Annotated in this window: 15 protein-coding genes; 9 read left to right on the top strand and 6 right to left on the bottom strand. The window is 69.5% G+C overall.

Translation table 11 applies throughout. From position 1 onward, the window contains the following. Positions 1–100: 100 nt before the first annotated feature. On the top strand, positions 101–1,135 hold the full coding sequence (locus ASD21_RS21235) for a LacI family DNA-binding transcriptional regulator (RefSeq protein WP_082554873.1): 1,035 nt from the start codon (positions 101–103) through the stop codon (positions 1,133–1,135). Here ASD21_RS21235 and ASD21_RS21230 read toward each other — a convergent pair. From ASD21_RS21230 to ASD21_RS21220, 3 genes are read right to left on the bottom strand one after another with little or no spacing between them, the layout of a single operon-like run. After that, positions 1,132–4,251, bottom strand: a complete 3,120-nt coding sequence (locus tag ASD21_RS21230; protein ID WP_056446122.1) for a TonB-dependent receptor — start codon at positions 4,249–4,251, stop codon at positions 1,132–1,134. The two genes, ASD21_RS21235 and ASD21_RS21230, sit on opposite strands and share 4 nt — an antisense overlap. Beyond that, complete coding sequence (locus ASD21_RS21225) at positions 4,241–5,224, bottom strand: FecR family protein (RefSeq protein WP_056446119.1); 984 nt, start codon at positions 5,222–5,224, stop codon at positions 4,241–4,243. Before ASD21_RS21225 ends, ASD21_RS21230 begins: the two co-directional genes overlap by 11 nt. Next, positions 5,202–5,849: an RNA polymerase sigma factor gene (locus ASD21_RS21220; RefSeq protein ID WP_056446116.1), complete on the bottom strand. Its 648-nt coding sequence runs from the start codon at positions 5,847–5,849 to the stop codon at positions 5,202–5,204. Before ASD21_RS21220 ends, ASD21_RS21225 begins: the two co-directional genes overlap by 23 nt. 310 nt (positions 5,850–6,159) lie before the next feature. Between ASD21_RS21220 and ASD21_RS21215 the strand changes: the two genes are divergently transcribed. The 6 genes from ASD21_RS21215 (at position 6,160) to ASD21_RS21190 (ending at position 18,494) form a co-directional block, all read left to right on the top strand. Further along, a complete protein-coding gene (locus ASD21_RS21215) occupies positions 6,160–9,636 on the top strand; it encodes a TonB-dependent receptor domain-containing protein (protein WP_056446114.1) in 3,477 nt (1,158 codons plus the stop codon). A 217-nt stretch (positions 9,637–9,853) separates the two neighbouring features. Then, positions 9,854–10,747 (top strand): rhamnogalacturonan acetylesterase, encoded by an 894-nt coding sequence (locus tag ASD21_RS21210; protein WP_082554872.1) that lies wholly within the window; start codon positions 9,854–9,856, stop codon positions 10,745–10,747. 22 nt (positions 10,748–10,769) lie between these two features. Beyond that, entirely contained in the window at positions 10,770–13,115 is a 2,346-nt protein-coding gene (locus ASD21_RS21205; protein WP_082554871.1) for a glycoside hydrolase family 95 protein, read from the top strand. 2 nt (positions 13,116–13,117) lie between these two features. Beyond that, positions 13,118–14,077 carry a pectinesterase family protein gene (locus ASD21_RS21200; RefSeq protein WP_235524932.1) on the top strand — a complete coding sequence of 320 codons (960 nt, stop codon included), beginning with the start codon at positions 13,118–13,120 and terminating at the stop codon, positions 14,075–14,077. Continuing rightward, entirely contained in the window at positions 14,074–17,196 is a 3,123-nt protein-coding gene (locus ASD21_RS21195) for a sugar-binding domain-containing protein (RefSeq protein WP_162250260.1), read from the top strand. The genes ASD21_RS21200 and ASD21_RS21195 overlap by 4 nt, the downstream gene beginning before the upstream one ends. A gap of 11 nt (positions 17,197–17,207) precedes the next feature. After that, positions 17,208–18,494, top strand: coding sequence for a pectate lyase family protein (locus ASD21_RS21190; protein WP_056446097.1), 1,287 nt, complete (start codon positions 17,208–17,210; stop codon positions 18,492–18,494). On the opposite strand, the gene ASD21_RS21185 is transcribed toward ASD21_RS21190, so the two are convergent. Then, positions 18,437–20,377, bottom strand: a complete 1,941-nt coding sequence (locus ASD21_RS21185; RefSeq protein WP_200941460.1) for a hybrid sensor histidine kinase/response regulator — start codon at positions 20,375–20,377, stop codon at positions 18,437–18,439. The two genes, ASD21_RS21190 and ASD21_RS21185, sit on opposite strands and share 58 nt — an antisense overlap. A 311-nt stretch (positions 20,378–20,688) precedes the next feature. On the opposite strand from ASD21_RS21185, the gene ASD21_RS21180 reads away from it, so the two are divergent. Continuing rightward, positions 20,689–21,501 carry an OmpA family protein gene (locus ASD21_RS21180; protein WP_082554870.1) on the top strand — a complete coding sequence of 271 codons (813 nt, stop codon included), beginning with the start codon at positions 20,689–20,691 and terminating at the stop codon, positions 21,499–21,501. 69 nt (positions 21,502–21,570) lie between these two features. Here the strand turns inward: ASD21_RS21180 and ASD21_RS21175 are convergent, their stop codons facing one another. Further along, positions 21,571–22,191: a TetR/AcrR family transcriptional regulator gene (locus tag ASD21_RS21175; RefSeq protein WP_056446086.1), complete on the bottom strand. Its 621-nt coding sequence runs from the start codon at positions 22,189–22,191 to the stop codon at positions 21,571–21,573. 96 nt (positions 22,192–22,287) lie between these two features. Here ASD21_RS21175 and ASD21_RS21170 point away from each other — a divergent pair, with 96 nt between their 5' ends. Continuing rightward, entirely contained in the window at positions 22,288–23,304 is a 1,017-nt protein-coding gene (locus tag ASD21_RS21170) for a saccharopine dehydrogenase NADP-binding domain-containing protein (RefSeq protein WP_056446084.1), read from the top strand. A gap of 3 nt (positions 23,305–23,307) precedes the next feature. Here the strand turns inward: ASD21_RS21170 and ASD21_RS21165 are convergent, their stop codons facing one another. Continuing rightward, positions 23,308–23,874 (bottom strand): hypothetical protein, encoded by a 567-nt coding sequence (locus tag ASD21_RS21165; RefSeq protein ID WP_235524931.1) that lies wholly within the window; start codon positions 23,872–23,874, stop codon positions 23,308–23,310. Between the last annotated feature and the right edge of the window lie 112 nt (positions 23,875–23,986).

The raw sequence follows: 23,986 nt of genomic DNA, 5'->3' as shown, positions 1-23,986 counted from the left end.
CGGTAGCATTCAATTTGCCAGCGCTGGCACGACAGATGCTAGCGCTGGCAACGCTGTCATACTCGCGCTATGTCATATGGTGGGAAACGGGAGTGTTCGGGTGGTCCAGGGCGAATTCGGCGCGGCGCTTTCGGTGACGATCGACGATGTGGCCCAGGCGGCGGGCGTTTCGATTCGCACGGTGTCGCGGGTGCTCAACAAGGCGCCCAATGTCGGCGATCAGACGCGCAAGACGGTCCTGGAGACCATCGACAAGCTCGGCTACAGCCCCAGCATCCGCGCGCGGGCCCTGGCCTCGGGGCGCTCGTTCCTGATCGCCGTGGTGCAGGACGATCCCAACGCCCACGTGATCAGCGCCCTGCAGCGCGGCATCGTCGAGACCTGTTCGCGGCACGGCTACGAACTGGTGGTCCACCCGGTGCGGTTCGGCGATCCCGAGATCGCCGCCGACGTGGAGAGCTTCGTGCGGCGCTCGCGGGTGGACGGCCTGATCGTCCTGCCGCCGACCTCCGAGATCGCCGCGATCCCCGCGCGCCTGACCCAGCTGGGCGTGCCGTCGGTGGGCATCGCCTCGGTGTCGCTGCCCGAATATCCCAGCATGCTGGTCAGCGACGAGCGGGGCGCGACCTTCGAACTCGGCCGGCGCCTGGTCGAGCTGGGGCATCGCCGGATCGCCCTGATCGAAGGCCCGCCCCACTTCCGTTCGGCGCAGGAGCGCAGGGCCGGCTTCCTGGCGGCGCTGCCCGAGCCGATGCCGGAACACTATCGCCAGAAGGGCGACTACGGCTTCGAGAGCGGCCTGGCCGCCGCCGAGGCGCTGCTCTCTCTCGACCAGCCGCCGACCGCGATCTTCGCCTGCAACGACATCATGGCCGCGGCCGTGCTCAAGGTGGCCCGCGAGCGCGACGTGCGGGTGCCGGGCCAGCTGTCGGTGGCCGGGTTCGACGACAGCGACATCGCCTCGATGGTCACCCCGGCCCTGACGACGATCCGTCGGCCGCTGACCGACATGGCCAGGCTGGCGACCGAGACCCTGCTGGCCATGATCGACGACCCGAACGGCGCCCAGCCGCACAAGTCGATCACCCTGAGCCTGATCCAGCGCCAGTCGGTGGCCCCGCCAGAGAAAACTTAGAACCGCATCTCCAGCCCCAGACGGAACTCCCGGCCGGTGTGGTGCTGGTAGTTGGCCAGGTCGCTGGTGTCGGAGAACTGGCGATGGGCCGTGTTCAGCAGGTTGCCGCCCGCCGCCGTCACCCACCATCCGCGCGCGACCCTATAGCGGGCCGAGAGGTCCAGGTTGGTGTAGGCGTTGACGCCGTCCACGTCGGCGCCGGTCGGGGCGGGGATGGCGGTCAGGTAGCGGCCGCGATGCGACAGGGTGGCGCGCAGATCCAGGCCGTTGCGGCGATAGGCCGTCGTGATCGTTCCCACGATGCGCGGCGAGCCCAGGCTGTCGTGGGCGATGAACGGTTCCCCCTGCAGGTTCCAGAACCGCATGCGCGCGCGGGTGTAGGTCAGGCCGGCGCGAACGTTCCAGCCGCGCAGGGCCGGCGTGGCCAGGTCGAGCGGAGCCTGAAGCGCCAGCTCCAGCCCGTCCAGATGGCCGCCGCCGCGATCGGTCCGGGTCAGGAACTGCCAGATCGGCAGGTCGGGCGCGCAGCCCGGCAGACGGCCGCACGCCGTCAGCGCCACGCTGTCGGGCAGGCCGAACGGATTGTCGGAAAACACCGTCGGCGCGGTGGTGGTGATCTGGACGCTGGAGCGGATGGTCTTGTGGAAGAGCGCCGCCGAGAAGACCGCTCCCGGCGCGAAGTACCATTCGACGGCGGTGTCCAGGGTGTCGGCGCGCGCGGGGCGCAGGAACGGATCGCCGGCCGAAGCCGCCCGCAGGCCTCCCGTCGAGACGGTGACCCCGGGCCGCAGGCTGCGCAGATCCGGCCGCGTCATCACCCGCGCGGCGGCGAACCGCAGCAACAGGTCGTCGCGCGGTTCGACGGCCAGGTTGAACGAGGGCAGCAGGTCGTCGTACGCCCGCGACGCCGAGATCGGCGCCACGAAGCCCGGCGCGTTCACGTCGGTGGTGAAGCCCTGGGACGCCTGGCGGGTGTGGGCGTAGCGCAGGCCGAGATCGCCGCGCGGCGACCAGGCCGTGGACGCCGAGAAGGCCGCCTGCAGATAGGCTGAGCTGTCGTGTTCCTCGACCGCGTAGTTGAGGCCCAGAAGCGGTTCGGGGCCCAGGTCCAGCGTCTCGCAGGGGTTCGACCAGCAGGCGGCGCGGAAGAGGGCGGAGGCCATGACGACATCGGGCGCGAGCCAGGCGTCGGGCGTGCCGGCCGCGGTGTTGAAGCGTTCCGACCAGGCCTGGTGCAGATAGGCGGACGGCGGGATCGCCGCGAGGGCGGGCGGGATGTCGGCGTTGAGGTTGGCGATCGTGCCGTCCGACCGCGCCATGGCGACCGCGTCGGTGCGATAGGTCTTGTGCTGGAGCCCGCCTCGCAAAGTCAGCCTCTCCGCCGGCGTCCATTCGAGGTCCAGGCCGGCGGTCTTGAAGCTGTTGTCGACCCAATTGGGTTCGGTCCGCAGTTCGGCCAGGGTCCAGTTCGCGGGCTTGGCCAGGTCGGCCGATCCGAAGTCGATCAAAGGCCGCCGGCGGTCGCTGAAATCGTAGGCGAAGCCTTGGACGTCGTACTGATCCAGCTGGACTGTGGTCTGCAGCGGATTGCTGAAATCGGACCGGCTGTAGCCCGCGAGCGCCGTCAGCGTCAGCCGATCCGAAAGGCGCTGACGGACCGACAGCGTGGTCTGGCGGAAGATGGTCTCGAGCCGGTCGAACCGCGACTCCGTGCGGACATCGACATTGTCGAACGCCCCCGCGATCAGCACCGGCAGACCCGGTCGCGGCGTGATGATCGTGGCGTCCCTGACCCGGACGGCGGCCAGGCCGCAGTCGGGATTGAGCGGCGTGCGACAGGCCCCCGCCGTGCGGAAGGTGAAGCTCTCCAGCAGGTCCTCGCGCCGCTCCGAGGACAGTTCGGAATAGAGGACGTCCAGGGCGACGTGGGTGCGGTCGGACGGCCGCCACTGCAGGCTGCCGGTCAGGCCCAGGCGCTTCTGCTCGATGCGGAACGCTTCCAGCCGGGGGATGCGCGGATGCAGGGCGGCGTTCAACGCCGCCAGGTCCGGCGCGCCCGGCGCCGCGCCGCCGAAGCCCGGAAAGACCGTGTCGCCGGCCTGCCACTGCCCGGCGTTGGTGCCGACATCGTCGACCGACCGCTCCGAATAGGCGCCCGAGATCAGCACCCCGAACCGGTCGTCCTGGGTGCGGCGTGACGCGATCGCCGAGAGGCGCGGAACGGCCTCGCGGCTTCCGAAGTTGTAGGCGCCCTCGACCGTCAGCTGGACCCTGGAGCGCGGACCGTCCAGGGGTGACCGGGTCCGCAGATCGACCGTGGCGCCCAGCGAGCCCTCGTCGACATCGGCCGACGGGGTCTTCTGCACCCGGATCTGGTTGAAGAGGTCGGCGGCGAAGACGTTGAAATCGAAGCCCCGGCCGCGGTTGGTCCCGCCGCCGGCGTTCGATCCGCCGAACGTCGCCAGGGTCTCCATGCCGTTGATGCGGACGCGGGTGAACTCGCTGCCGACCCCGCGCACGCTGACCTGCCGGCCTTCGCCGCCGTCGTTGGTGACGGCCACGCCGGGCAGCTGCTGCATGGCGCTGCCCAGGCCCGGATCGGCCAGGTTGCGAAGGTCGTCGCCCAGCAGGATGTCGCTGCTCTCGGCCGACAGGCGCTTCATTCGCAGGGCCTCGCCGCCGGCGTCGCGCGCGATGACCTGGACCGTGCTCAGGGCGGGGGGCTCGCTGTCCTCGGGCGGCAGGAGCCGGGGGCGGGACGGGGCGATCGCGGGGCGCGGCGCGGCGGGCCTGATGCTGATGACCCCGTCGGCGCTGACCGACAGCTCCAGGTCCGAGCCGCGCAGCAGGCGTCGCACGGCCTCGGCCGGCTCCAGGCGGCCGCGCACCGCCGGCGCCGATCGTCCCCGGACCGAGCCGGCCGGCGCGATGATGATCACCCCCGTCTGGCGCGACAGGGCCAGCAGGGCGCTCGCCAGGGGCTGGGCGGGGAGGTCGACGACCTTGGCCGGCGCGGCCTGGACCACCGTCGGCGTCAGGCCCAGGAGCAAGGTCAGCGTCGCCGCGACGGTGACCAGACGAGGACCGCGCGCGCCGAGGCGGGTCTTACCGGGCATGAGGCTCCGGCGCGCGTTTCGGCTCGGCGGCGACGAGGGTCCGGCCGCCGCGACCGTCCGCGATCAGGCGCACCGGCAGCACGCGCGGCAGTTCGGCGACGAAGCGGTCGGCCTGGGCGATGTCGAAGGCGGCGGTGACCTTCAGCCGGGCCGTCGAAGCCGAGTCGATCGTCAACGGACGCCGACCGTAGCGGTTGAGATCGGCGACGACCTCGGCCAGCGGCGCGTCCTCGTAGGCCAGGCGGCCCTGGCGCCAGCCGCCCGCCAGGTCCGGCCGGGACAGCACGCCGACGGTGAGGCCGCGCGCGTCGGCGACCGCGGTCTGGCCAGCGCGCAGCGTGACCGCGCGGTGCTCCTGACGATCCGAAACCTGGACGACGCCCTGTTCGACCTCGACCCGCACCTCCTGATCGGCGCCGTGATGGACGTTGAAGCGCGTCCCGACGACCCGGACCATGGCGTCTCCGGCCTGGACCGTGAACGGACGGCCGCTCTGGTGAGCGACGACGAAGAAGGCTTCGCCATGCTCCAGCGCCAGCGTGCGCGGCCGCCAGCGCGAGGCGGCCTGGAGACGCGACGCCGGGGCCAGGGTGACCTGGCTGCCGTCGCTCAGGGCGATCTGGCGGGTTTCGCCCGGCCGGGTCTCGTAGGCCGGGGCGGGGAGGGCGAAGACGGCGATGGCCAGGCAGGCCGCCAGCAGGCCGCCGGCGGCCAGGGCCGGGACCCGCCACCGAAGGCCTTGGGGCGCGATGGAACGCGCGGCGGGCTGGGCGGCCAGAGAGGCGCCCAGGCCGCCCAGCATCAGGATCACGCCCTCGGCCTGTTCATAGGCGCGACGGTGCAGCGGGTCGGCGTCCAGCCAGGCGCCCAGCAGTCGCGACCGCTCGGGCGGGAAGTCCTCGCCCACGACCGCCAGGGCCCAGGCGCGGGCGGTCTGGCCGATCGGCGAGTCAGGATCCACGGCTTCGTTCACGCGAGAGTCCTCGATAATCGGCGGTTCCATGGATCAGGGCGCGCTGGCAGACGGCCAGCGCCTCCTCGACGGTCTTGCGGACGAGCGATGGCGAGACGCCGAAGCGCTCGGCGATCGCCACGAAGCTCTGGCCGTCCATCCGGTTGGCCAGCAGGTACCGACGATGCCGCTCGGGCAGGCCCTGCACGACCTTTTCGAGCAGGCCCATCTGCTGCTTGGCGATCAGGGTGCGCTCCAGGTCGGGCGTCTCCTCGGCGTCGATCGCCAGCAGGGGCGCCGAGGCGTCGAGGGTCCGGCTGACGCGGGCCAGGCTGCGGCGTTCGTCCAGCATCAGGTTGATCGCCACGCGGAACACGAAGGCCCGGGGGCTTTCGATCCGTTCGGCGCCTTCCAGCTCGCCCAGCTTGAAGAAGGCCTGCTGAGCCACGTCCTCCGGATCGGGCGGGCCCGCGCCGAACCGCGCGCGCAGGAAGGCGCACAGGTCGCGCCACTCGCGGGCATAGGTCGCCGAATAGGACGGGCGATCGCGCCACCGACCTCTCGCGGCGTCCTTTGGCCCGACTTCCCCTGGCCTGACGCTGTTTGGCCCGACGATTCGAAGCTTTGGCGTCTTCGCCTCGAACACCGGTGCTCCCCAGTCACGTCGGCCATTTTCTTGAGGCGACGACGATGGGAGGGAACGGGCCCGCGATCAACCGAAACAGAAAAAAATGCGGGGGAGGCGAACTTTTTTGTGCGGATCAACACGGCGAAAACGTCGTTTTCCGTGGTTCTGAAAAGAGGCAAAATATTCACCGTTTTTAGAATGATACCGCTAACTTTTCCTCTTTTCTCCAGGTTCTTGCCATGTCTATCCTAATGACACCGGTGACAAAAGGCCGGGCCAATTAAGGCGGCTTACGAACCGCCGGGACGAACTTGGGGAGGAAGAGTCCATGACTAAGTCCACGCATCCGCACACCTGCGCCCTGCTGCGCAATTCGTCGCGCCTGGCGCTGACGGCCGCGCTGACGGCCGGGTTCTCGATCGGCCTCGCGGCGACCGCGGCCCAGGCCCAAACCGCTCAGACCGCCGCCGCCGAGACCGTGATCGACGAGGTCGTCGTCACGGGCTACCGCGCCTCGCTGCGCAGCGCGATGGAGACCAAGAAGACCTCGGACGTCATGCTCGACGCCATCAACGCCGAGGACATCGCCGATTTCCCGGACTCGAACCTAGCCGAATCCCTGCAGCGCCTGCCCGGCATCTCGATCGACCGCGACAACGGCGAAGGGCGCACGATCAGCGTCCGCGGCCTGAGCGGCGACTTCAGCCGGGTGCGGATCAACAACATGGAAGCGCTGTCCACCGGCGCCAACAACGACGCCGGCGCCAGCCCCAACCGCTCGCGCGCGTTCGACTTCAACGCCTTCGCCTCGGAGCTGTTCAGCTCGGTGCGGGTGCGCAAGTCGTCGTCGGCCGAAGCCGACGAGGGCTCGCTGGGCGCCACCGTTGACCTGATCACCGGCAAGCCCTTCGACTACAAGAACGGCGCCTTCGCCGCCTCGGCCGAGGACTCGTATTACGAGAACGGCAAGACCCACAGCCCGCGCTTCACCGTGCTGGCTTCGGACCGCTGGTTCGACGGCAAGGTCGGTCTGCTGGTCTCGGGCGCCTACGCCAAGCGCAAGTCGGTTGACGACAACTATGCCCGGGGCGGCGGTTCGGCCGACTACACCTATCGCGGCTCGACCTGGACCGGCAACGAACTGCCCGGCCGCGCCGGCTTCGCCGCGCCGACCGGCACGGTGTTCAGCGCCCTGATTCCGACCACCCTGACGGGCGCGGCGCTCGACGCCTACAAGGCCAATGCGGCCAATTACTACGACCCGCTGGCCAACCCGGCCGCCTATGCCGAAATGACCGGTTCGGACCCGGCCGCCTACGCCAAGCTCTATCCGAACTGCGCGGCCACGGCGGGCCAACCGGTCTCCGCCCTGACCCCGACGACGTCGGGCTGCAACGACTCGCTGATCCGCTTCCCGGCCCTGCCGACGCTGAATGAAAAGGACGTCGACACCGAGCGCCTGGGCCTGACCGCCGCGTTCCAGGTGCAGATCAGCGAACGCACCCGCCTGACGGTCGACGCGCTGTATTCGCGCTTCGAAAGCACGACGACCAACTACGGTCTCTCGCCGGTCGGCCTGAACCGCAACAACACCAACGCCAGCTATTCCTACGGGGCCAACGTGCCCACGGCCACCGCCCGCGCCGGCACGGCCATGACGGCCGCCCAGCGCCGCGCGCTCTATCCGGGCGCCTGCACCTTCGCCGCCGAAACCGAGCTGAACCCCGGCCAGGATTGCGGCCAGTCGCTGTACGGCACGACGCCGCTCCCCGGCTACAGCTTCAGCTACAGCCCCTACAATCTCGATCCGTACGAGTACTACACCAACCCGACTTCGCCGGGTTACGCCGGGCCAGCCGCGTCGCTGCCGTTCCGCGGCGACCTGATCGGCCGTCCGTCGGTCAAGCTGCTCGACGCCGAGGTCGTGGGCCAGAACGCCGAGTACCTGAAGCTGGGCAACGTCGACTGGCGCTCGGCCGCCGACCGCGGCGCCTACACCACTGACTTCCGCCAGGTGTCGTTCGACCTGACGCACGAGTTCAGCGACCGCTTCCGCGGCCAATTCAGCGCCGGCATGTCGGAGTCGACGAACGAAAACCAGGGCACCCTGGTCGAGTTCAACTACATGGACGCGCCGGAACCGTTCATCTTCGACGAGCGCGGCGCCAACGGCATGCCCCGGTTCGACGCCGGCTTCAACGCCGCCGATCCCAACAAGTGGGGGATCATCAAAGGCTTTTCGGGCATGCGCAATTACAAGCGCACGACGGAGAACACCTACAAGGGCCTGAAGGCGGACTTCACCTACGAGTTGGACGACAACTGGTCGGTCCAGTTCGGCGGCACCGGCCGCAAGTTCGAGTTCACCACCAACCAGTTCGAACGCAACAGCGACCTCCTGAACCCGACCGAGAAGGAGGCCGGCGTCAGCATCGCGTCCCTGGGCCGGGTCGTGAACTTCGGCGACGGCCTGGAAGTGCCGCAAGGCACGACCACCAGCTTCTTCGCGCCCAGCCTGGAAGCCTTCGACAGCGTCTTCGACTTCGACTGCAACTGCATCAACAAGTACGGCGACTTCCGCATCACCCGGAAGCGCAACCGCTCGGCCTCGTTCGGCGTGACCGAGGACAACTACGCCTACTACGCGCAGTTCAACTTCAACTACGATGTCCTGGACGGCCGCCGCCTGTCGGGCAATGTCGGCGTCCGCCAGGCCCACACCGAGGTGAACGCCCAGGGCGAGACGACCGCTGGCCGGCCGATCTACGGCGCCAACAGCTATGACGACACGCTGCCCGCGGGCAACGTGACGTTCGAGGCCTTCCACAACTTCTACATCCGCGCCGCGGCGGCCAAGGTCATGGCCCGCCCGCTGCTGGGCAACCTGTCGCCGGCGGTGACCGGCATCAGCGTCCCGAGCGACGGCTCGAGCACCGGGGGCACCCTGACTGTGGGCAATCCCAAGCTGTCGCCGTTCCGCGGCAAGGCCTACGACGTGGCGGCCGAATGGTACTTCACACCGGGCGGCCTGATCAGCCTGGGCTATTTCCGCAAGGACATCTCGTCGTACCCGCAGACGATCTTCTACGAAGCCCCGCTGTCGGAATTCCTCGACCCCGAGGCGATCGAAGCGCTGAAGCTGGGTTTCCCCGGCACGACCGGCGGCGACGTTTTCCGCCGCGCCTATATCGACGCCAACAATCCCTTCCTCGCTCGTCAGGTCCGCGACGCGCCGGGCGGCGTCCTGCAGGGTTGGGAATTCAACTACCAGCAGGACCTGACCTTCCTGCCCTGGTACTTCAAGAACCTGGGCGTCCAGTTCAACGCCACCAAGCTGGACACCGAGCTGACCTACATCCTGGATCCGGGCAACGTGAACGCCACGACCGGGGCGGTCCTGAAGGCTCCGGTCTACGGCAAGGCGCCGTGGCTGGGCGCTTCGCCCGAGGGCCTGAATTTCACGCTCTACTACGAGACCGAGAAGTTCAACGCCCGCGTCTCGGTGGCCCACCGCGCCGAGTACTACACCAAGTACCCCGTCGGGGCCGGCAACTGCGACCCGGGCCTGCAGGCGAGCGGCGCGGCTTGCGACTCTCCGCTGATCAACGAGTTCGACGGGGCCAAGGCCACCACCAACGTCGACTTCTCGGCGCGCTACCAACCGATCGAGAAGGTCAGCATCACCTTCGAGGCGCTGAACATCACCAACGAGATGTCCTCGCGGTTCACGTTCGCCGATCCGGTCGTCCTCTCGTACGGCGGATCGGGTCCGAACTACCGGATCGGCATTCGTTACAAGTACTGACCCCGTTTCGGCCCGCGGTCGACCGGCGCCCGCGCCGGGCCGATCGCGGCCGACCCGTGGATCGTCGCCGCGCGGCGCGAGTCGATCGTCCACGGTTTCTAAGCCGCCTCCCGCGGTGACTTAGGCGGACAGCCGGCCTTCCCGGCTGTCCGCCGCCTTTCTTTCGGGCCGCCCGGCGCGAGGGCGGCCGAACCCGTCGTTGCCCAGAGTGATGTCCATGCGCTTTTCGGCCCTGCTTCTCGCCTCCTGCCTTGTGGTCGGCCCGTTTGTCGCCGCCTCGGGCGCCCAGGCCCAGACGCCCGTTCCCAACCCGCCGCCGCACTTCAACGCGATCAAGATCGTGCTGGTCGGCGACTCGACCACGGCGGTGCAGGGCGGCTGGGGTCCCAGTTTCTGCGCTAAGCACGTGACCTCGTTCGCCGCCTGCATCAATCTGGCCCGAGGCGGCCGCAGCAGCGGCAACTATCGGACGGAAGGGTCGTGGGCCTTGGCGCTGAACGAGATCAAGTCGGGCGGCTTCAACGACACCTATGTGCTGGTTCAGTTCGGCCACAACGACCAGCCCGGCAAGCCCGGCCGGTCGACCGACCTGGCCGTCGAATTCCCGGCCAATCTGAAGGCCTATGTCGACGAGATCCGGGCGGCCGGCGGCAAGCCGGTGCTGGTGACCCCGCTGACCCGCCGCCAGTTCAAGGACGGCAAGTTGGTCGACGACCTGGGGCCCTGGGCCGAGGCGACCCGCAAGGTCGCCGCCGAGACCGGCGCGCCGCTGGTCGACCTGCACGCCGACAGCTCCGCGGCCGTCCAGGCCATGGGCGCGGCCGAGGCCGCGCGCTTCGCGCAGACCCCGCCGCCCGCCCACGTGCTGGAGGCGGCCAGGACGGGCACGACGATCGCGGCCGGCACGCCCGCGCCCGGAGCGAGCGGCGCGCCGACCGCCGCCGCCGCGCCGAACGTCCAGAATAACGCCGCCGTCGAACCGATGGGCCAGGCCAAGCTGTCGTTCGACTACACCCACCTGGGCGAGACCGGCGCGGACTATTTCGCGACCATCGTCACCGCCGACCTGGCCAAGGCCGTTCCGGCCCTGCGCCGGTTTCTGATCCCCTAGTTTGCCTTCCGAGGACCTCGCCATGCGGCTGACCCGTAGAACCACGTTGGCCCTCGCGGCCGGCGCCGCCAGCGGCGGCTTCGCGCAAGCCCGGGGAGCGGCTCCGACCTCGCCGTTGCGCCTCTGGTACCGCCAGCCGGCCCAGGAATGGGTGGAGGCCCTGCCGGTGGGATCGGGCCGCATGGGCGCGATGGTGTTCGGCGGCGTGGCGGCCGAGCGCCTGCAGTTGAACGAAGACACCCTGTGGGCGGGCGGGCCCTACGATCCGGCCAATCCCGAGGCGTTGAAGGCCCTGCCGGAGATCCGGGCGCTGATCGACGCCGGCGACTACGCCAAGGCGACCGAGATCGCCGACGCCCGCTTCATGGCCACGCCCAAGCGCCAGATGGCCTACCAGACGATCGGCGACCTGAAGCTGACGTTCCCGGGCCTCGACGGCCAGCCGACGGACTATGTCCGCGAGCTCGACCTGGACGGCGCGATCGCCACGACCCGCTTCAAGGTCGGCGGAACGGGCTACACGCGGCAGGTCATCGGCAGCTATCCCGACCGGGTCATCGCCGTGCGGCTGAGCGCCGACAGGGGCAGGGCGATCACGGTGGACCTGGCCTTCGACAGTCCGCTGAAATCCAAGCCGGTCTCCAGCATCGAGGGCCGCGACACCCTGGTCCTGGCCGGCGCCAACGACACCCAGCAAGGCATCGCCGCCCAACTGAGGTTCGAGTGCCGCGTGCGGGTGCTCAACAAGGGCGGGACCCTGACCGCCAGGGAGGGCGTGCTGTCGGTCGCCGGGGCAGACGAGGTCGTGCTGCTGATCGCCGCCGCCACCAGCTATCGCCGCTTCGACGACGTGGGCGGTGATCCGACGGCGACCAACCGCGCGGTGCTGGCCCAGGCCTCGACCAAGCGGTGGCAAGCCCTGCTGGCGACCCACCAAGCCGATCACCGGGCCATGTTTCGGCGGGTCAGCGTCGATTTCGGGACCACCACGGCGGCGCTGAAGCCGACCGACGAGCGCATCAAGGTCTCACAGACCACCGACGACCCGGCCCTGGCGGCGCTGTACTATCAGTACGGCCGCTACCTGCTGATCGCCTGCTCGCGTCCCGGCGGCCAGGCCGCCAACCTGCAGGGGATCTGGAACGACCAGACCTCGCCGCCCTGGGGCGGCAAGTACACGATCAACATCAACACCGAGATGAACTACTGGCCGGCCGAACCGACGGGCCTGGCCGAGTGCGTCAAGCCGCTGATCGAGATGGTCCGCGACCTGTCGGTCACCGGCGCGCGCACGGCCAAGGTGATGTACAACGCCCGCGGCTGGGTCACACACCACAACACCGACCTGTGGCGGGCCAGCGGGCCGATCGACGGCGCCAAGTTCGGGGTGTGGCCGACGGGCGGGGCCTGGCTCTGCAAGCACCTGTGGGATCACTACGACTACAACCGCGACCGCGCCTACCTGGCCGACGTCTATCCGCTGATGCGCGGCGCGGCCCTGTTCTTCCTTGACGCCCTGGTGGTCGATCCCAAGTCGGGCAAGCTGGTGACCAATCCGTCGATCTCGCCGGAGAACAGCCACGGCCACGGCTCGTCCCTGGTGGCCGGTCCGACCATGGACCAGGCGATCATCCGCGACCTGTTCACCGCCTGCATCAAGGCCGCCGCCATCCTGGGAACCGACGCCGACTTCTCCGCCGAGCTGGCGACCGCGCGCGACAAGCTGGCCCCCTACAAGATCGGCAAGGACGGCCAGCTGCAGGAGTGGCAGGAGGACTGGGACGCCGACGCCACCGACATCCATCACCGCCACGTCTCGCACCTGTACGGCGTGTTCCCCAGCGACCAGATCGCCGTCGACACCACGCCCAAACTGGCCGACGCGGCCAAGGTCTCGCTGAACACCCGGGGCGACATCTCGACCGGCTGGGCCATCGCCTGGCGGCTGAACCTGTGGTCGCGGCTGGGCGACGGCGACCGGGCCCACAAGATCCTGTCGCTGCTGCTGGGTCCCGAGCGGACCTATCCCAACATGTTCGACGCCCACCCGCCGTTCCAGATCGACGGCAATTTCGGCGGGACCTCGGGCATGACCGAGATGATCCTGCAGAGCCGCAACGACCAGATCCTGCTGTTGCCGGCCCTGCCATCGGCCTGGCCGACCGGACGCCTGACCGGCCTGAGGGCCAGGGGCGCGGTCGGTGTCGACGTGACCTGGACGCGCGGCAAGCTGGAGGCGGCGGTGTTCACCGCCGCCGCCGATGGTCGCCACCATGTGCGCTATGGCGGATCAGTGATCGATCTCGACATCAAGAAGGGCCAGCGCGTTCGCCTGACGGTGCGCGACGGCCAACTTCGGAGAGCCTGAGCGTGATCAGACTGATCGCTGTCGTTTGCGGGCTCGTGGCCCTGACGGTCGGTGGGAACGCCTGGGCGACCACCCTGCGGGTCGGCAAGGGCGGGGCCTATGCCAGCGTCCAGGCCGCCGTGAACGCCCTGCCGGCCGACGGCGGGACCCTGGAGCTGGCGCCCGGCGAGTATCGCGAGAAGCTTGAGATCGCCAAGCCCAACGTCCGCCTGATCGGCAAGGGCAAGGGGCCGCGGGACGTGGTGCTGGTCTGGAGCGACGGGGCGATCACCGCCGGCGGCACGTTCAAGTCGGCCTCGGTCAACGTGTCGGGCGACGGCTTCCGGGCCCGCAACCTGACCATCCAGAACGACTATCATCTGAAGGACGCTCGCCCGTCCCAGGCCGTGGCCCTGGCCATCACCGCCGACCGCGCCGTGCTGGAGAAGGTGCGCCTGCTGGGCGCCCAGGACACCCTCTACGCCGCCAGCAAGAAGACCGCGCCCAGCCGGCAGTACTTCCGCGACTGCTATGTCGAGGGCCATGTCGACTTCATCTTCGGCGACGCCAAGGCCTTTTTCGACCGCTGTCATATCCACGGCATCGCCCATGAGACCGTGATGATCACGGCCCAGAGCAAGTCCAAGCCGGAACAGGACAGCGCCTACGTCTTCGACCGCTGCCGGATCACCGCCGATCCGAAGGTGGGCGAGCTCTGGTTCGGCCGCGCCTGGCGCGCCTATGCGACCGTGATCTTCCTGCGCACCCGCGTCGACGCGGCCCTGCATCCGGAAGGCTGGCGCGAATGGACGCCGGGCAAGACCGACACCCTGGGCACGGCGACCTATGCCGAGTTCGCCTCGACGGGGCAGGGGGCCAGCCCCAAGACCCGCGAGCCGCGCAGCCATCAGCTGACCGCCGAGGACGCCAAGGTCTGGTCGCGCGACGTGTTCCTGGCCGGCGCCGACGGATGGCGTCCGTGAGCCTGGATCGTCGCGACTTCCTCGCCTTGGCCGGGGTGAGCGCCGCCGCCGGCCTGGCCCCCACGGGCGCGCGGGCGTCGGGCCTGGACCTGGCCATCGGCGAGGACGGCTGGCGCCTGTGGCTCGACACGGCCGCCGCCTGGGCCGAGGACGCCATCCACCTGCCGGGCCGGTTCGACCTGGCGACGCTGCCGGTCAATCCGCCGACCGGCGGCTGGGGCGCCCTGGCCTCGCCCGACGCGGTGACGGTGACCCTGCCGACCACGGTCGAGCAGCACTTCTGGGGCAAACTTGGCACGCGGCCCTACGGCGCCGACGAATACCGCTACGCCGAGGACGACGACGTGCCGCGCTACGGCGCCTACAAGGGCGTGTCGTGGTGGACCAAGACGATCGCCATCCCCGCGTCGGCCAAGGGCCGGCGGGTGATGCTGAACATCCGGGGCGCGCGGCTGCGGGCCGAGGTGTTCCTCAACGAACGACTGGTCGGCTATTCGATCATGTCGGAGCTGCCGATCAACTGCGACCTGACCGCCGCCATGCGTCCGGGCCAGGCCAATCGCCTGGCGATCCGGATCACCAATCCCGGCGGCCGGTTCGACTGGCGCGACAGCACCACCATGACGTGGGGCAAGGCCAAGCTGTTCGCCTCGCACGGCTTCGGCGGGCTGGATCGCGGCCTGACGCTCAGCGTTCACCCGCTGGCGGCCCGGATCGACGACGCCTGGGTGTTGAACACGCCCGATCCGCGCCGGGCGACCGGCTTCATGGAGATCGCGCTGGAGCGGCCCGTGAGCGCGAGGGGGCTCGAGCGCCTGAAGGCCAAGGCCTCGGCGACGCTGATCGACGACAAGACGGGCCGGCCGGTCGCCGCCGACATCCGGCTGGAGGCGCTGGAGCGCCTGGACGACCATCGTCTGCGCGTCCGGTTCGCGATCCACGCGCCCGGCGCCCAGCTCTGGGACCTCGCCACCCCGAACCTCCATCATCTGCGGCTGCGCTGGGCGCAGACGCGCGACGCCGTCGACACCCGCGAGGTGCGCTTCGGCTTCCGCTGGTTCGCGCCCGAGGGGCTGGGAACCGACGCCCTGCTGCGCCTGAACGGCCGGCGGGTGCGGCTCTATTCGGCGATCTCCTGGGGCTATTGGGGCTTCAACGGCCTGTGGCCGACGCCGGAGCTGGCGCGGCGCGAGGTGACCTCCGCCAAGACCCTGGGCCTCAACACGCTTCACTTCCACCGCAACGTCGGCAAGCCCGAGGTGTTCGCGGCCATGGACGAGATGGGCCTGCTGCGGGTGATGGAGCCCGGCGGCGGTCGCCACGCGATCGGCAAGGACCTCAAGCCGGGCGAAAGCCTGTCGCCCGCCGACGCCTTCAGCCGCGACTTCCTGGTCGAGAAGTGCAAGGCCATGGCCCGGGCCTTCCGCTCGCACCCGTCGCTGGTCCAGTACACCCTGCAGAACGAGATCGGCGCCAACCTGGCCAATCCCGACGTCCAGACCGTGCTGAAGGCGATCCACGAGCTGGATCCCAGCCGCGCGGTGATCCTCAACGACGGCTTCGTGGCGCGCGGCGCGGCCCAGGCCATGTACCTGCCCTATGACGACCGCTACTGGCGCTCGGACAAGGACGCGTGGGGCGGCTGGTGGGTCAATCACCAGGGCGCCGGCGACCAGTGGTACGACAGGTTCTACCAGGGCAAGGACGACTACATCCATCGCCAGACCGGCAAGCCGTTCATCGTCGAGTTCGGCGAGATGCAGGGCTGCGCGGTCGCCGACAACCACGCGGCGATGCTGGTCGAGATCCTCGCCAAGGGCGGCAAGAGCTACGACTTGGAGGACCACAAGGCGGTGGTCGCCCCGACCAACGGCTATCTGGAACGCTGGGGGTTCAACAAGGCCTTCCCGACCAGCGAGAGCCTGTTCCTGTCGGTCGGCCGCAAGGCCTATGAGGCCTGGCGCGAGTATCTGGAGAACATCCGGATCGGCGACACCGTCGACGTCGCCGCCATCTCCGGCTGGGAGAGCACGGCCATCGAGAACCATTCGGGCATCGTCGACGTCCTGCGCGGCTTCAAGGCCGATCCGGCCCTGATGAGCCAGAGCCTGAGGCCGGTGCTGGCGATCGCCAAGCCCCGGGCCCTGGCCTATGCGGCGGGGGAGCGCGCGGAGCTCGATCTCTATCTGCTGAACGACACCGGCAGGGCCGTGTCGGGGGAGATGGCGCTGAGCCTGGTCGGACCGGATGGAAGCGTTGAAGTCCTGGGCCGCTGGCCGGTCCGGACGGGGCAGACGCCCGACGTCTTCAGCTACTTGGTGGCCGAAGGCGTGCGGACCCCGCCGCTGCGGCGCGAAGGGCTGAACGTGGTCCGCATCGCCCTGGGCGAGATCGTCTCCGACCGCGAGATCTGGGTGACCGGCCCGGCGCCGAAGCCCGCCAAGGCGGCCCGCATCGGCGTCTCGGGGATCGCCCGCAGTCTGCGCGACCAGCTGGCGGCCGTTCCGGGCGTCGTCCTCGAGGACTTCAAGCCGGGCGTCCGCTACGACGGAATCATCGCCTCGGGCCTGAAGAGCGACGAGATCGTCCGCCGACAGGTCGGCGAGCAGACGGGCCTGGAGGCCCAGCCCAAGAAGGGCGACAAGCCCGTCGTGGTCCTGGGCGACCTGCCGCCCGAGGTCCTGGCGGCGGTCAAGGCGGGCGTCCCGTTGCTGGCCATGGTGCAGGAAGACGGCCTGGCCGAGGGCGTGGCCAGGCAGCTTTCGGGCCTGGGGCTGTTCGACTATGCCGGTCAGGTCGGGGGGCTGCGGGCTCCCTGGATGGGCAACTGGAACTATGTCCGCGCCCATTCCACCTTCGCCGGCCTGCCGGTCGACAGGGGCATGAGCGTGCTGCATCAGGTCGAAGGGCAGCCGTCCAACGGGCTGGTCGTCGACGGAGCCGGGGTGGAGGTGATCGCCGCCTACAGCCGCGACCACGATCGCCGGAACGGCGCGGCCAGCTTCATCGCGCGCAGGGACGGCATGCGGGTGCTGGTCCACCGTCTGCCCGACATGGCCGGTCCGCTGCAGCGCCGCTGGCTGGCCAACGCCGTCGACTGGCTGGCGCACGGATCTTGAGGGAGGTCGAGATGACGAAGCTGATCGGGCGGCGCGCGATCATGCTGGGCGGCGCCCTGGCGCTTCCGGCGTTCGGCGCGGTCGCGGCGACGGCGCCGAAGCCCCGCATGTTCGAGCGCCTGGGCTGGGCGGGCGGCACGCCCGGCGGCGACGGCGGGAAGGTCATCCGGGTCACCACCCTGGCTGGCGACGGCCCGGGCTCGTTCCGCCAAGCGGTGACGACCAAAGGCCCGCGCACCGTGGTCTTCGACGTGGCCGGCGTCGTCGATCTGGGCCGCAAGAGCATCAAGATTGTCGAGCCGTTCCTGACGATCGCCGGCGAGACCGCGCCGTCGCCGGGCGTGACCCTGATCAAGGGCGGCCTGGAGATCTCGACCCACGACGTCATCGTCCGCCACCTGCGGGTGCGGGCGGGCCGCGACGGGGCCCCGTCGCGCAGCGGGTGGGAGGTCGACGGCGTCACCTGCTGGAAGGCCCGCGACGTCATCGTCGACCACTGCTCGATCAGTTGGGCCACCGACGAGAACCTCTCGGCTTCGGGCCCGCGCTTCGAGGGCGGCGAGGAGCCGAAGGGCTGGCAGGAGGGGACCTCGCACCGGATCACCTTCAGCAACAACATCGTCGCCGAGGGTTTGTCCAACGCCAGCCACGTCAAGGGCGAGCACTCCAAGGGCAGCCTGATCCACGACAACGCCACCCAGGTGCTGATCGTCGGCAACCTCTACGCCCACAACCGCGAGCGCAACCAGCTGTTCAAGGGCGCGGTCGAGGCGGTGTCGGCCAACAACCTGATCTACGACCCGGGCACGCGCGCCATGCACTACGCGCTCAACGCGTCGGAGTGGACGGGCCACGCCTGGCGGACCGGGCGGCTGGCGCTGGTCGGCAACGTGGTCAAGGGCGGGGCGTCCACCGACCTGCGCCTGCCGTTCCTGATCGTCGAAGGGCAGGGGGACCTGGACCTCTACGCGCACGACAACCTGGCGAACTACGCCGACGGCCGCCCGATGCCGCCCAGCCGCGTCATACCCACCGAGCCTCTGCCGAAGATCAGGCTGCTCGACAAGCCGCCGGCATGGCCCGAGGGCTTCCAGGCGATCGACGCCTGGCGGGTCGAGACCAAGGTCCTGCTGAACGCCGGCGCGCGGCCCTGGGACCGCGACGCCGTCGACCGCCGCATCGTCCAGGACGTGCGTCACGGAACCGGCCGGGTGATCGACGACGAAAAGGACGTCGGCGGTTATCCGAGCGAGTTCGGCTTCCAGGCCAGGATCGTCAGCAGGCCGTCGATCGAATAGGGCTTGCGCACCAGCGGGAAGCCCTGGGCGCCCTGCTCGACGATGACGTGGCTGTAGCCGCTGGTCAGCACGATCTGCAGCTTGGGCCACCGATGCCGGATCAGCTGGGCCAGCTCCAGCCCGCTGATGCCCGGCATGACCACGTCGGAGAACACCAGATCGAAGGCTTCGGGATCGCTCTCCAGCTGCTTGATCGCGGCCTGCCCGTCGCCGACCCAGGTGACGGTCTGGCCCAGCTCCTTGAGGAGACCGGCGGCGAACTTGCCGACGCCTTCGTTGTCCTCCACCAGCAGGACGCGGCGTCGGGGCACCGTCGACAGGTCGACCAGCGCGGCGGCCGGAGCGCCGGCGGTCAGGGCCTGACCGTTGGCGCTGGGCAGGTAGAGGGTGAAGGTCGTGCCGACGTGTTCCTGGCTCGCGACGTCGATCTCGCCCCGCGACTGCTTGGCGAAGCCGTAGACCTGGCTGAGGCCGAGGCCCGTGCCCTTGTCGACCGGCTTGGTGGTGAAGAACGGCTCGAAGATCTTCTTCAGCGTCTCGGGCGGCATCCCCGTGCCGTTGTCGGCGATGTCGACGGCGATGAAGTTTCCCCGGGCGGCGGCGTGGCCCCGGACCGCCGGCACGCCGTCGACGGTCCGCGCGGCGATCCTGATCGTGCCGCCGCGCGGCATGGCGTCCCGGGCGTTGATGACCATGTTGAGGACCGCGGTGTCGAACTGGCTGGGATCGGCCTCGACGACGTGTTCGGCCTCGGGAAAGTCCGTCTCGATGATCACCGACGAGCCGATCGTGCTGCCGATGATCCGGTGAAGACCTCTCAGGCGCGCGCAGACGTCGAAGATTTCCGGCTGCAGGGGCTGGCGGCGCGCGAAGGCCAGGAGTTGCCCGGTCAAGGTGGCGGCGCGTTCGGCGGTCTCGGCGATCGCCTCGATGTAACGCGTGCGCTTTTCCTCGGGCACGTTGGGCCGGCGCAGAAAATCCGCCGAGGCGCGGATGACGGTCAGCAGGTTGTTGAAGTCGTGCGCGACGCCGCCGGTCAGCCGTCCGATCGCTTCCATCTTCTGGGCCTGGACCAGGGCCTCGCGCGAGCGCTCCAGTTCCTCCTCGGCCTGGCGCTTTTCGGTGATGTCGCGGGTCACCTTGGCGAAACCCAGCAACCGGCCGGTCTCGTCGCGGATCGGATCGATCAGGACGCTGGCCCAGAACCGCTCGCCGTTCTTGCGCATGCGCTGGGCCTCGCCGGAGAACTTGCCCTCGCGCAGCGCCGTGGCCAGGGCCGCGGCCGGCGCGCCGGCCTCGCGGTCCTCCGGCGTGTAGAACAGCGAAAAGTGGCGGCCGATGATCTCGTTGGCGCTGTAGCCCTTGATCGCCTGCGCCCCCACGTTCCAGTTGGTGACGTTGCCGTCCGGGTCGAGCATGTAGATCGCATAGTCGCGGACGCCCTGGACCAGGAGCCGGAAGCGCTGCTCGCTTTCGTACAAGGCCTGGTCGGCGATCCGCCGGTCGGAGACGTCGCGGGTGATCTTGGCGTAGCCGACCAGCTCGCCCCCGTCGATCACCGGGTCGATCACCACGTGGGTCCAGAAGCGCGTGCCGTCCTTGCGCACCCTCCAGCCCTCGCACTCGAACCGGCCCTCCTCGGCGGCGGTCCGCAGCGCGCGCTCGGGCAGGCCGGCCTGGCGGTCCTCCTCGGTATAGAAGGTCGAGAAGTGCCGGCCGATGATCTCGTCGGCCGTGTAGCCCTTGAACAGCTGGGCGCCGGTGTTCCACGTCGCCACGCGCCCGCCGGCGTCCAGCAGGTAGATGGCGTAGTCCTTGACCGCCTCGATGAGCAACCGGAAGCGCTCGGCCTGGGCAAGGTCCGTCAAACGACGAGTGGGCATTAAGTCCGACATGTCCTGGAGCGCTGCGCTGAGGGTGGAACCCCGAGTTGTTCGATGAGGTTCCGCGAGGCGGCGATATCGCCGGGCGGCCACCATCGCGCGCCTGTCGAACGGGCGCAACAACGGCCGCCCATACGTCAAAATCGACAGACGGACCCACGGCGGTCTCGGTGGATGGCCTGTCCTGGGCTCAGGTGTCTACCGGATGTCGCGCGAACTAGGCCGGGCGTACCACCATCGCGACCCTGCGTTTTTTGCGAGGGCGCCGCCGCATCGCGGGCCCGGCGCGCGGGTGATGGAGAACGCGCGACATGGATATCCGCAAAGCGGTGGCAGCTATGCTCGGGGCGGTCCTGATGGCCGTCCCCGGCCTCGGATTTGCCCAGGAAGCCCAGGTCTACAAGGGCATGATCGTTTCGCATGCCGACAACAGTCTCGTCGTCAAGATGGGCGCGGAGCAGCAGACTCTCACCCTGACGCCGGACACCAAGATCACGGTCACCGCCGGCGCGGGGGTCCTGCAGCGCGAAAGCGGTTCGACCGAGGATCTTATCCGCGGCCTGGCCATCGAGTTCAGGGGCCTGCCGTCTACCGATGGCCTGGTCGCCCAATCCATCACCTTCAAGAAGTCCGACCTGAAGACCGCCCGTCAAATCCAGGCCGGCCTGTCCGAGACGGAGGCGGGCGTCGCCTCCAACAAGCAGGCCATCGCCGAACAGGAAGAACGGCTGAACAATGTCGGCAACCTGGTGGCGGCGGGCCGCGCCAAGGTGTTCTTCGCGGTGGGCAGCGCCACGATCTCCAGTCAGGGCCATCAGGACCTGATGGACATCGCCGCCAAGGCCAAGGCGATCAAGGGCGGCTTCCGCCTGGCCGTGGTCGGCCGGGCCGATCCAACCGGCGACGCGGCCGCCAACAAGCGCCTGAGCGCGCGCCGCGCGCTCGCGGTGAAGAACTATCTGATCGAGAACTGCGGCGTGATGCCGGGCTATATCGTCCCGGCGACCGCCCTGGGCGAATCCACGGTCGCCCAGGATCCCGATCCGCCCCAGAACGCGGCCGAGGCCCGTCGCGTCACCGTGACGATCATGGTCAGCAAGGCCAACACCTCGGTTTCGCACTGACCCGATGACCGCGATCCGAGCCGTCGCCGGCTTCAGACCCTGGGCCTGGACGGTGACGGCGAGGACGCGTCAGTCCGTTTCGGAGCGTTTGGACGCCTCGACCAGACCCTGAGCCGCCCCCCGCAGCAGTCCCTTGGCTTCGGATTGGGACAGGATCGGCCCGCTGACGAAGGCCCCGTTGATCAGGACCGCCAGCTGCCCGGCCAGTTCCTCGGACCGGGCGACGCCCATCCTCTGGGCGATGCCGAGCAGCCGACGCCTCAGTTCCAGCTTGTGGGCGGTGGCGACCCGCCGGGCCGGATGCTCGGCCTGGGGAAACTCGGCGGCGACGTTCAGTTGCGGGCAGCCCCGATAGTTGGGCCGCCCGACCCGTTCGCCGATCCAGTCCATATGAGCTTGAAGTTCGCCCGACGGATCGTCGCGATGCTTGTCGGCGACTTCGTCCCAGGTGCGCCAGAAGTCCGCGTCCTCGCGCGTCAGGAAGGCCGCGACCAGGTCGTCCTTGGTCCGGAAGTGACGATAGAGGCTGGTCTTGGCGACACCGGCCGCCGCGACCACCAGGTCCACGCCGACCGCGCGGACGCCCTCCCGGTAGAACAGGCCCGAGGCCGTATCGAGAATGCGCTCGCGCACCGCGTCGCCGGCGCCGGGCTTCTCAGGGGACGTCGAGCGTCCGGACTCATGCTGCATCACACACCTCCAGCCGCTCTTAGCACGGAGGCGGTTGACACGCTACAGACCTGTTTGTAGCTATGCGAACAGACAGGTCTGTAGCGAGGTTGCGCCATGACGAATTTCGAGAATTCCACGCGACGCGTGGCCGTGTTCGGGGCCTCGGGCCACACCGGGCGGTTCGTGGTCGAAGAGCTTCTGCGCCGGGGCCTGGCGCCCGTGGCGGTGGGGCGGCGGGCCGAGGCGCTGGAGGCCGCCTTTTCCGATGGCGGCGTCGCGATCCGCACGGCGAGCGTCGAAGATCCCGAGACCCTCGACCGGGCGTTCGAGGGCGCGGCCGCGGTGATCAACTGCGCGGGGCCGTTCCTCGACACCGCCGAGGCGGTGGCGGCCGCGGCGCTGCGGGCGGGCGCCCACTATGTCGACGTCTCGGCCGAGCAGCCCAGCGCCCAGGCGGTGTTCGACCGGTTCGACGGGCCAGCCCGCGCGGCCGGCCTGGTCGTCCTGCCGGCGATGGGCTTCTACGGCGGGCTCGCCGACCTTCTGGTGACGGCGGCCATGGGCGGCTGGGCGGAGGCCGACGACATCCAGATCGGCATCGGCATCGATCGCTGGTGGCCGACGAAGGGCACGCGCGTCACTGGAGCCCGCAACACCGCGCCGCGCCAGGTGATCGTCGGGGGACGACTGGCGCCGCTGCCCAATCCGGCGCCGCGAACGACCTGGATCTTCCCCGAACCGCTAGGCTCGCAGGCGATGGTCGAGGTGCCGTTCTCCGAGGTCGTCGTCATCGCCCGGCACCTGAAGACCGCGCGGCTGGACACCTTCCTCGGCGAGACGGCGCTGGCCGACGTCCGGGACGCGGCGACCCCGCCGCCGACCGCCATCGACGAGCGCGGGCTGTCGGCCCAGAGGTTCGTCGTCGAGGCGATCGTGCGGCGCGGCGACCAGACGCGGCGCGCGACCGCGTCCGGCCGCGACATCTACGGGTTCACCGCGCCGCTGGTCTGCGAGGCCGTCGAGCGCCTGCTGGCGGGCGGCGGCGCGAGCGGGGCGCTCGCGCCGGGCGAAGCCTTCGACGCCGCCGATTTCCTCGGGGCGCTGCCTTTCGACGGTCTCGCGATCGCCTGAGGATCAATGGGCGACGGGATCAGAGGGGCGACAGGGGCAGGGCTCCGGCGGGCCGGTGTAGGGCAGCGAGGAGTGGTGCAGGATGATGCGCACCACGCCGTTGTCGTCCTTCTTGAAGGTCCAGGTCTTGTCGACAGTGGTGGGCTTTTTGTCCCTGTCCCAGAACGTGACCTTGCCCATGGTGTTGGCCACGGCGCCGTTGATCTGCAGGCCGACGTCGTCGACCACCACCATGCGCCAGTGCTTGAGCGCGAAGCCGGTGTCGGGATAGTTGGAGTCATGGCCGATGAAATAGGCCAGGGCGCCCTCCTTGGTCAGGCGGAAGGTCTGGGGCTCTTGGGTCAAGGTCGGTTTGAACAGCACCGGTCCGAGATTGTAGCCGTAGAGCCTGTTGATCATCGAGATGGCGAGCGGCCTGGCCTTGTCGATGTCGCCCTCGTCATAGGCCTCGGAGATCTTCACGAGCTCGTCGCCCCAGGCCTTCTCGGCGGCCTTGACCTCTTCCCTGGTGATCTGCTGGCCGCTGGGCGGATCGGCGGCGTAGGCCGCTGTTCCCAGGACGGTGGTCAAGGCGAAGACGGAAACGGCAAAAGCGCGGCGAGTCGAAGGGATCATCTTGTCTTACCTTTGTTGTGGCGCGGCGGTCCGGTTCGGGCCGCTCGCGGTGTCGGGAACGCGGACT

It is taken from the genome of Caulobacter sp. Root1455 (assembly GCF_001426905.1).
In the GTDB taxonomy this organism is placed as follows: Bacteria; Pseudomonadota; Alphaproteobacteria; order Caulobacterales; family Caulobacteraceae; genus Caulobacter.
The sequence above is the reverse complement of the archived record's forward strand: the minus strand, read 5'-3'. Positions and strand labels throughout refer to the sequence as shown.

Coding starts and splice junctions, on each gene's coding strand:
- ASD21_RS21180 (WP_082554870.1), top strand. CDS start 20,689: ATGGATATCCGCAAAGCGGTGGCAGCTATGCTCGGGGCGGTCCTGATG.
- ASD21_RS21230 (WP_056446122.1), bottom strand. CDS start 4,251: ATGCCCGGTAAGACCCGCCTCGGCGCGCGCGGTCCTCGTCTGGTCACC.
- ASD21_RS21215 (WP_056446114.1), top strand. CDS start 6,160: ATGACTAAGTCCACGCATCCGCACACCTGCGCCCTGCTGCGCAATTCG.
- ASD21_RS21210 (WP_082554872.1), top strand. CDS start 9,854: ATGCGCTTTTCGGCCCTGCTTCTCGCCTCCTGCCTTGTGGTCGGCCCG.
- ASD21_RS21205 (WP_082554871.1), top strand. CDS start 10,770: ATGCGGCTGACCCGTAGAACCACGTTGGCCCTCGCGGCCGGCGCCGCC.
- ASD21_RS21175 (WP_056446086.1), bottom strand. CDS start 22,191: ATGCAGCATGAGTCCGGACGCTCGACGTCCCCTGAGAAGCCCGGCGCC.
- ASD21_RS21170 (WP_056446084.1), top strand. CDS start 22,288: ATGACGAATTTCGAGAATTCCACGCGACGCGTGGCCGTGTTCGGGGCC.
- ASD21_RS21190 (WP_056446097.1), top strand. CDS start 17,208: ATGACGAAGCTGATCGGGCGGCGCGCGATCATGCTGGGCGGCGCCCTG.
- ASD21_RS21185 (WP_200941460.1), bottom strand. CDS start 20,377: ATGCCCACTCGTCGTTTGACGGACCTTGCCCAGGCCGAGCGCTTCCGG.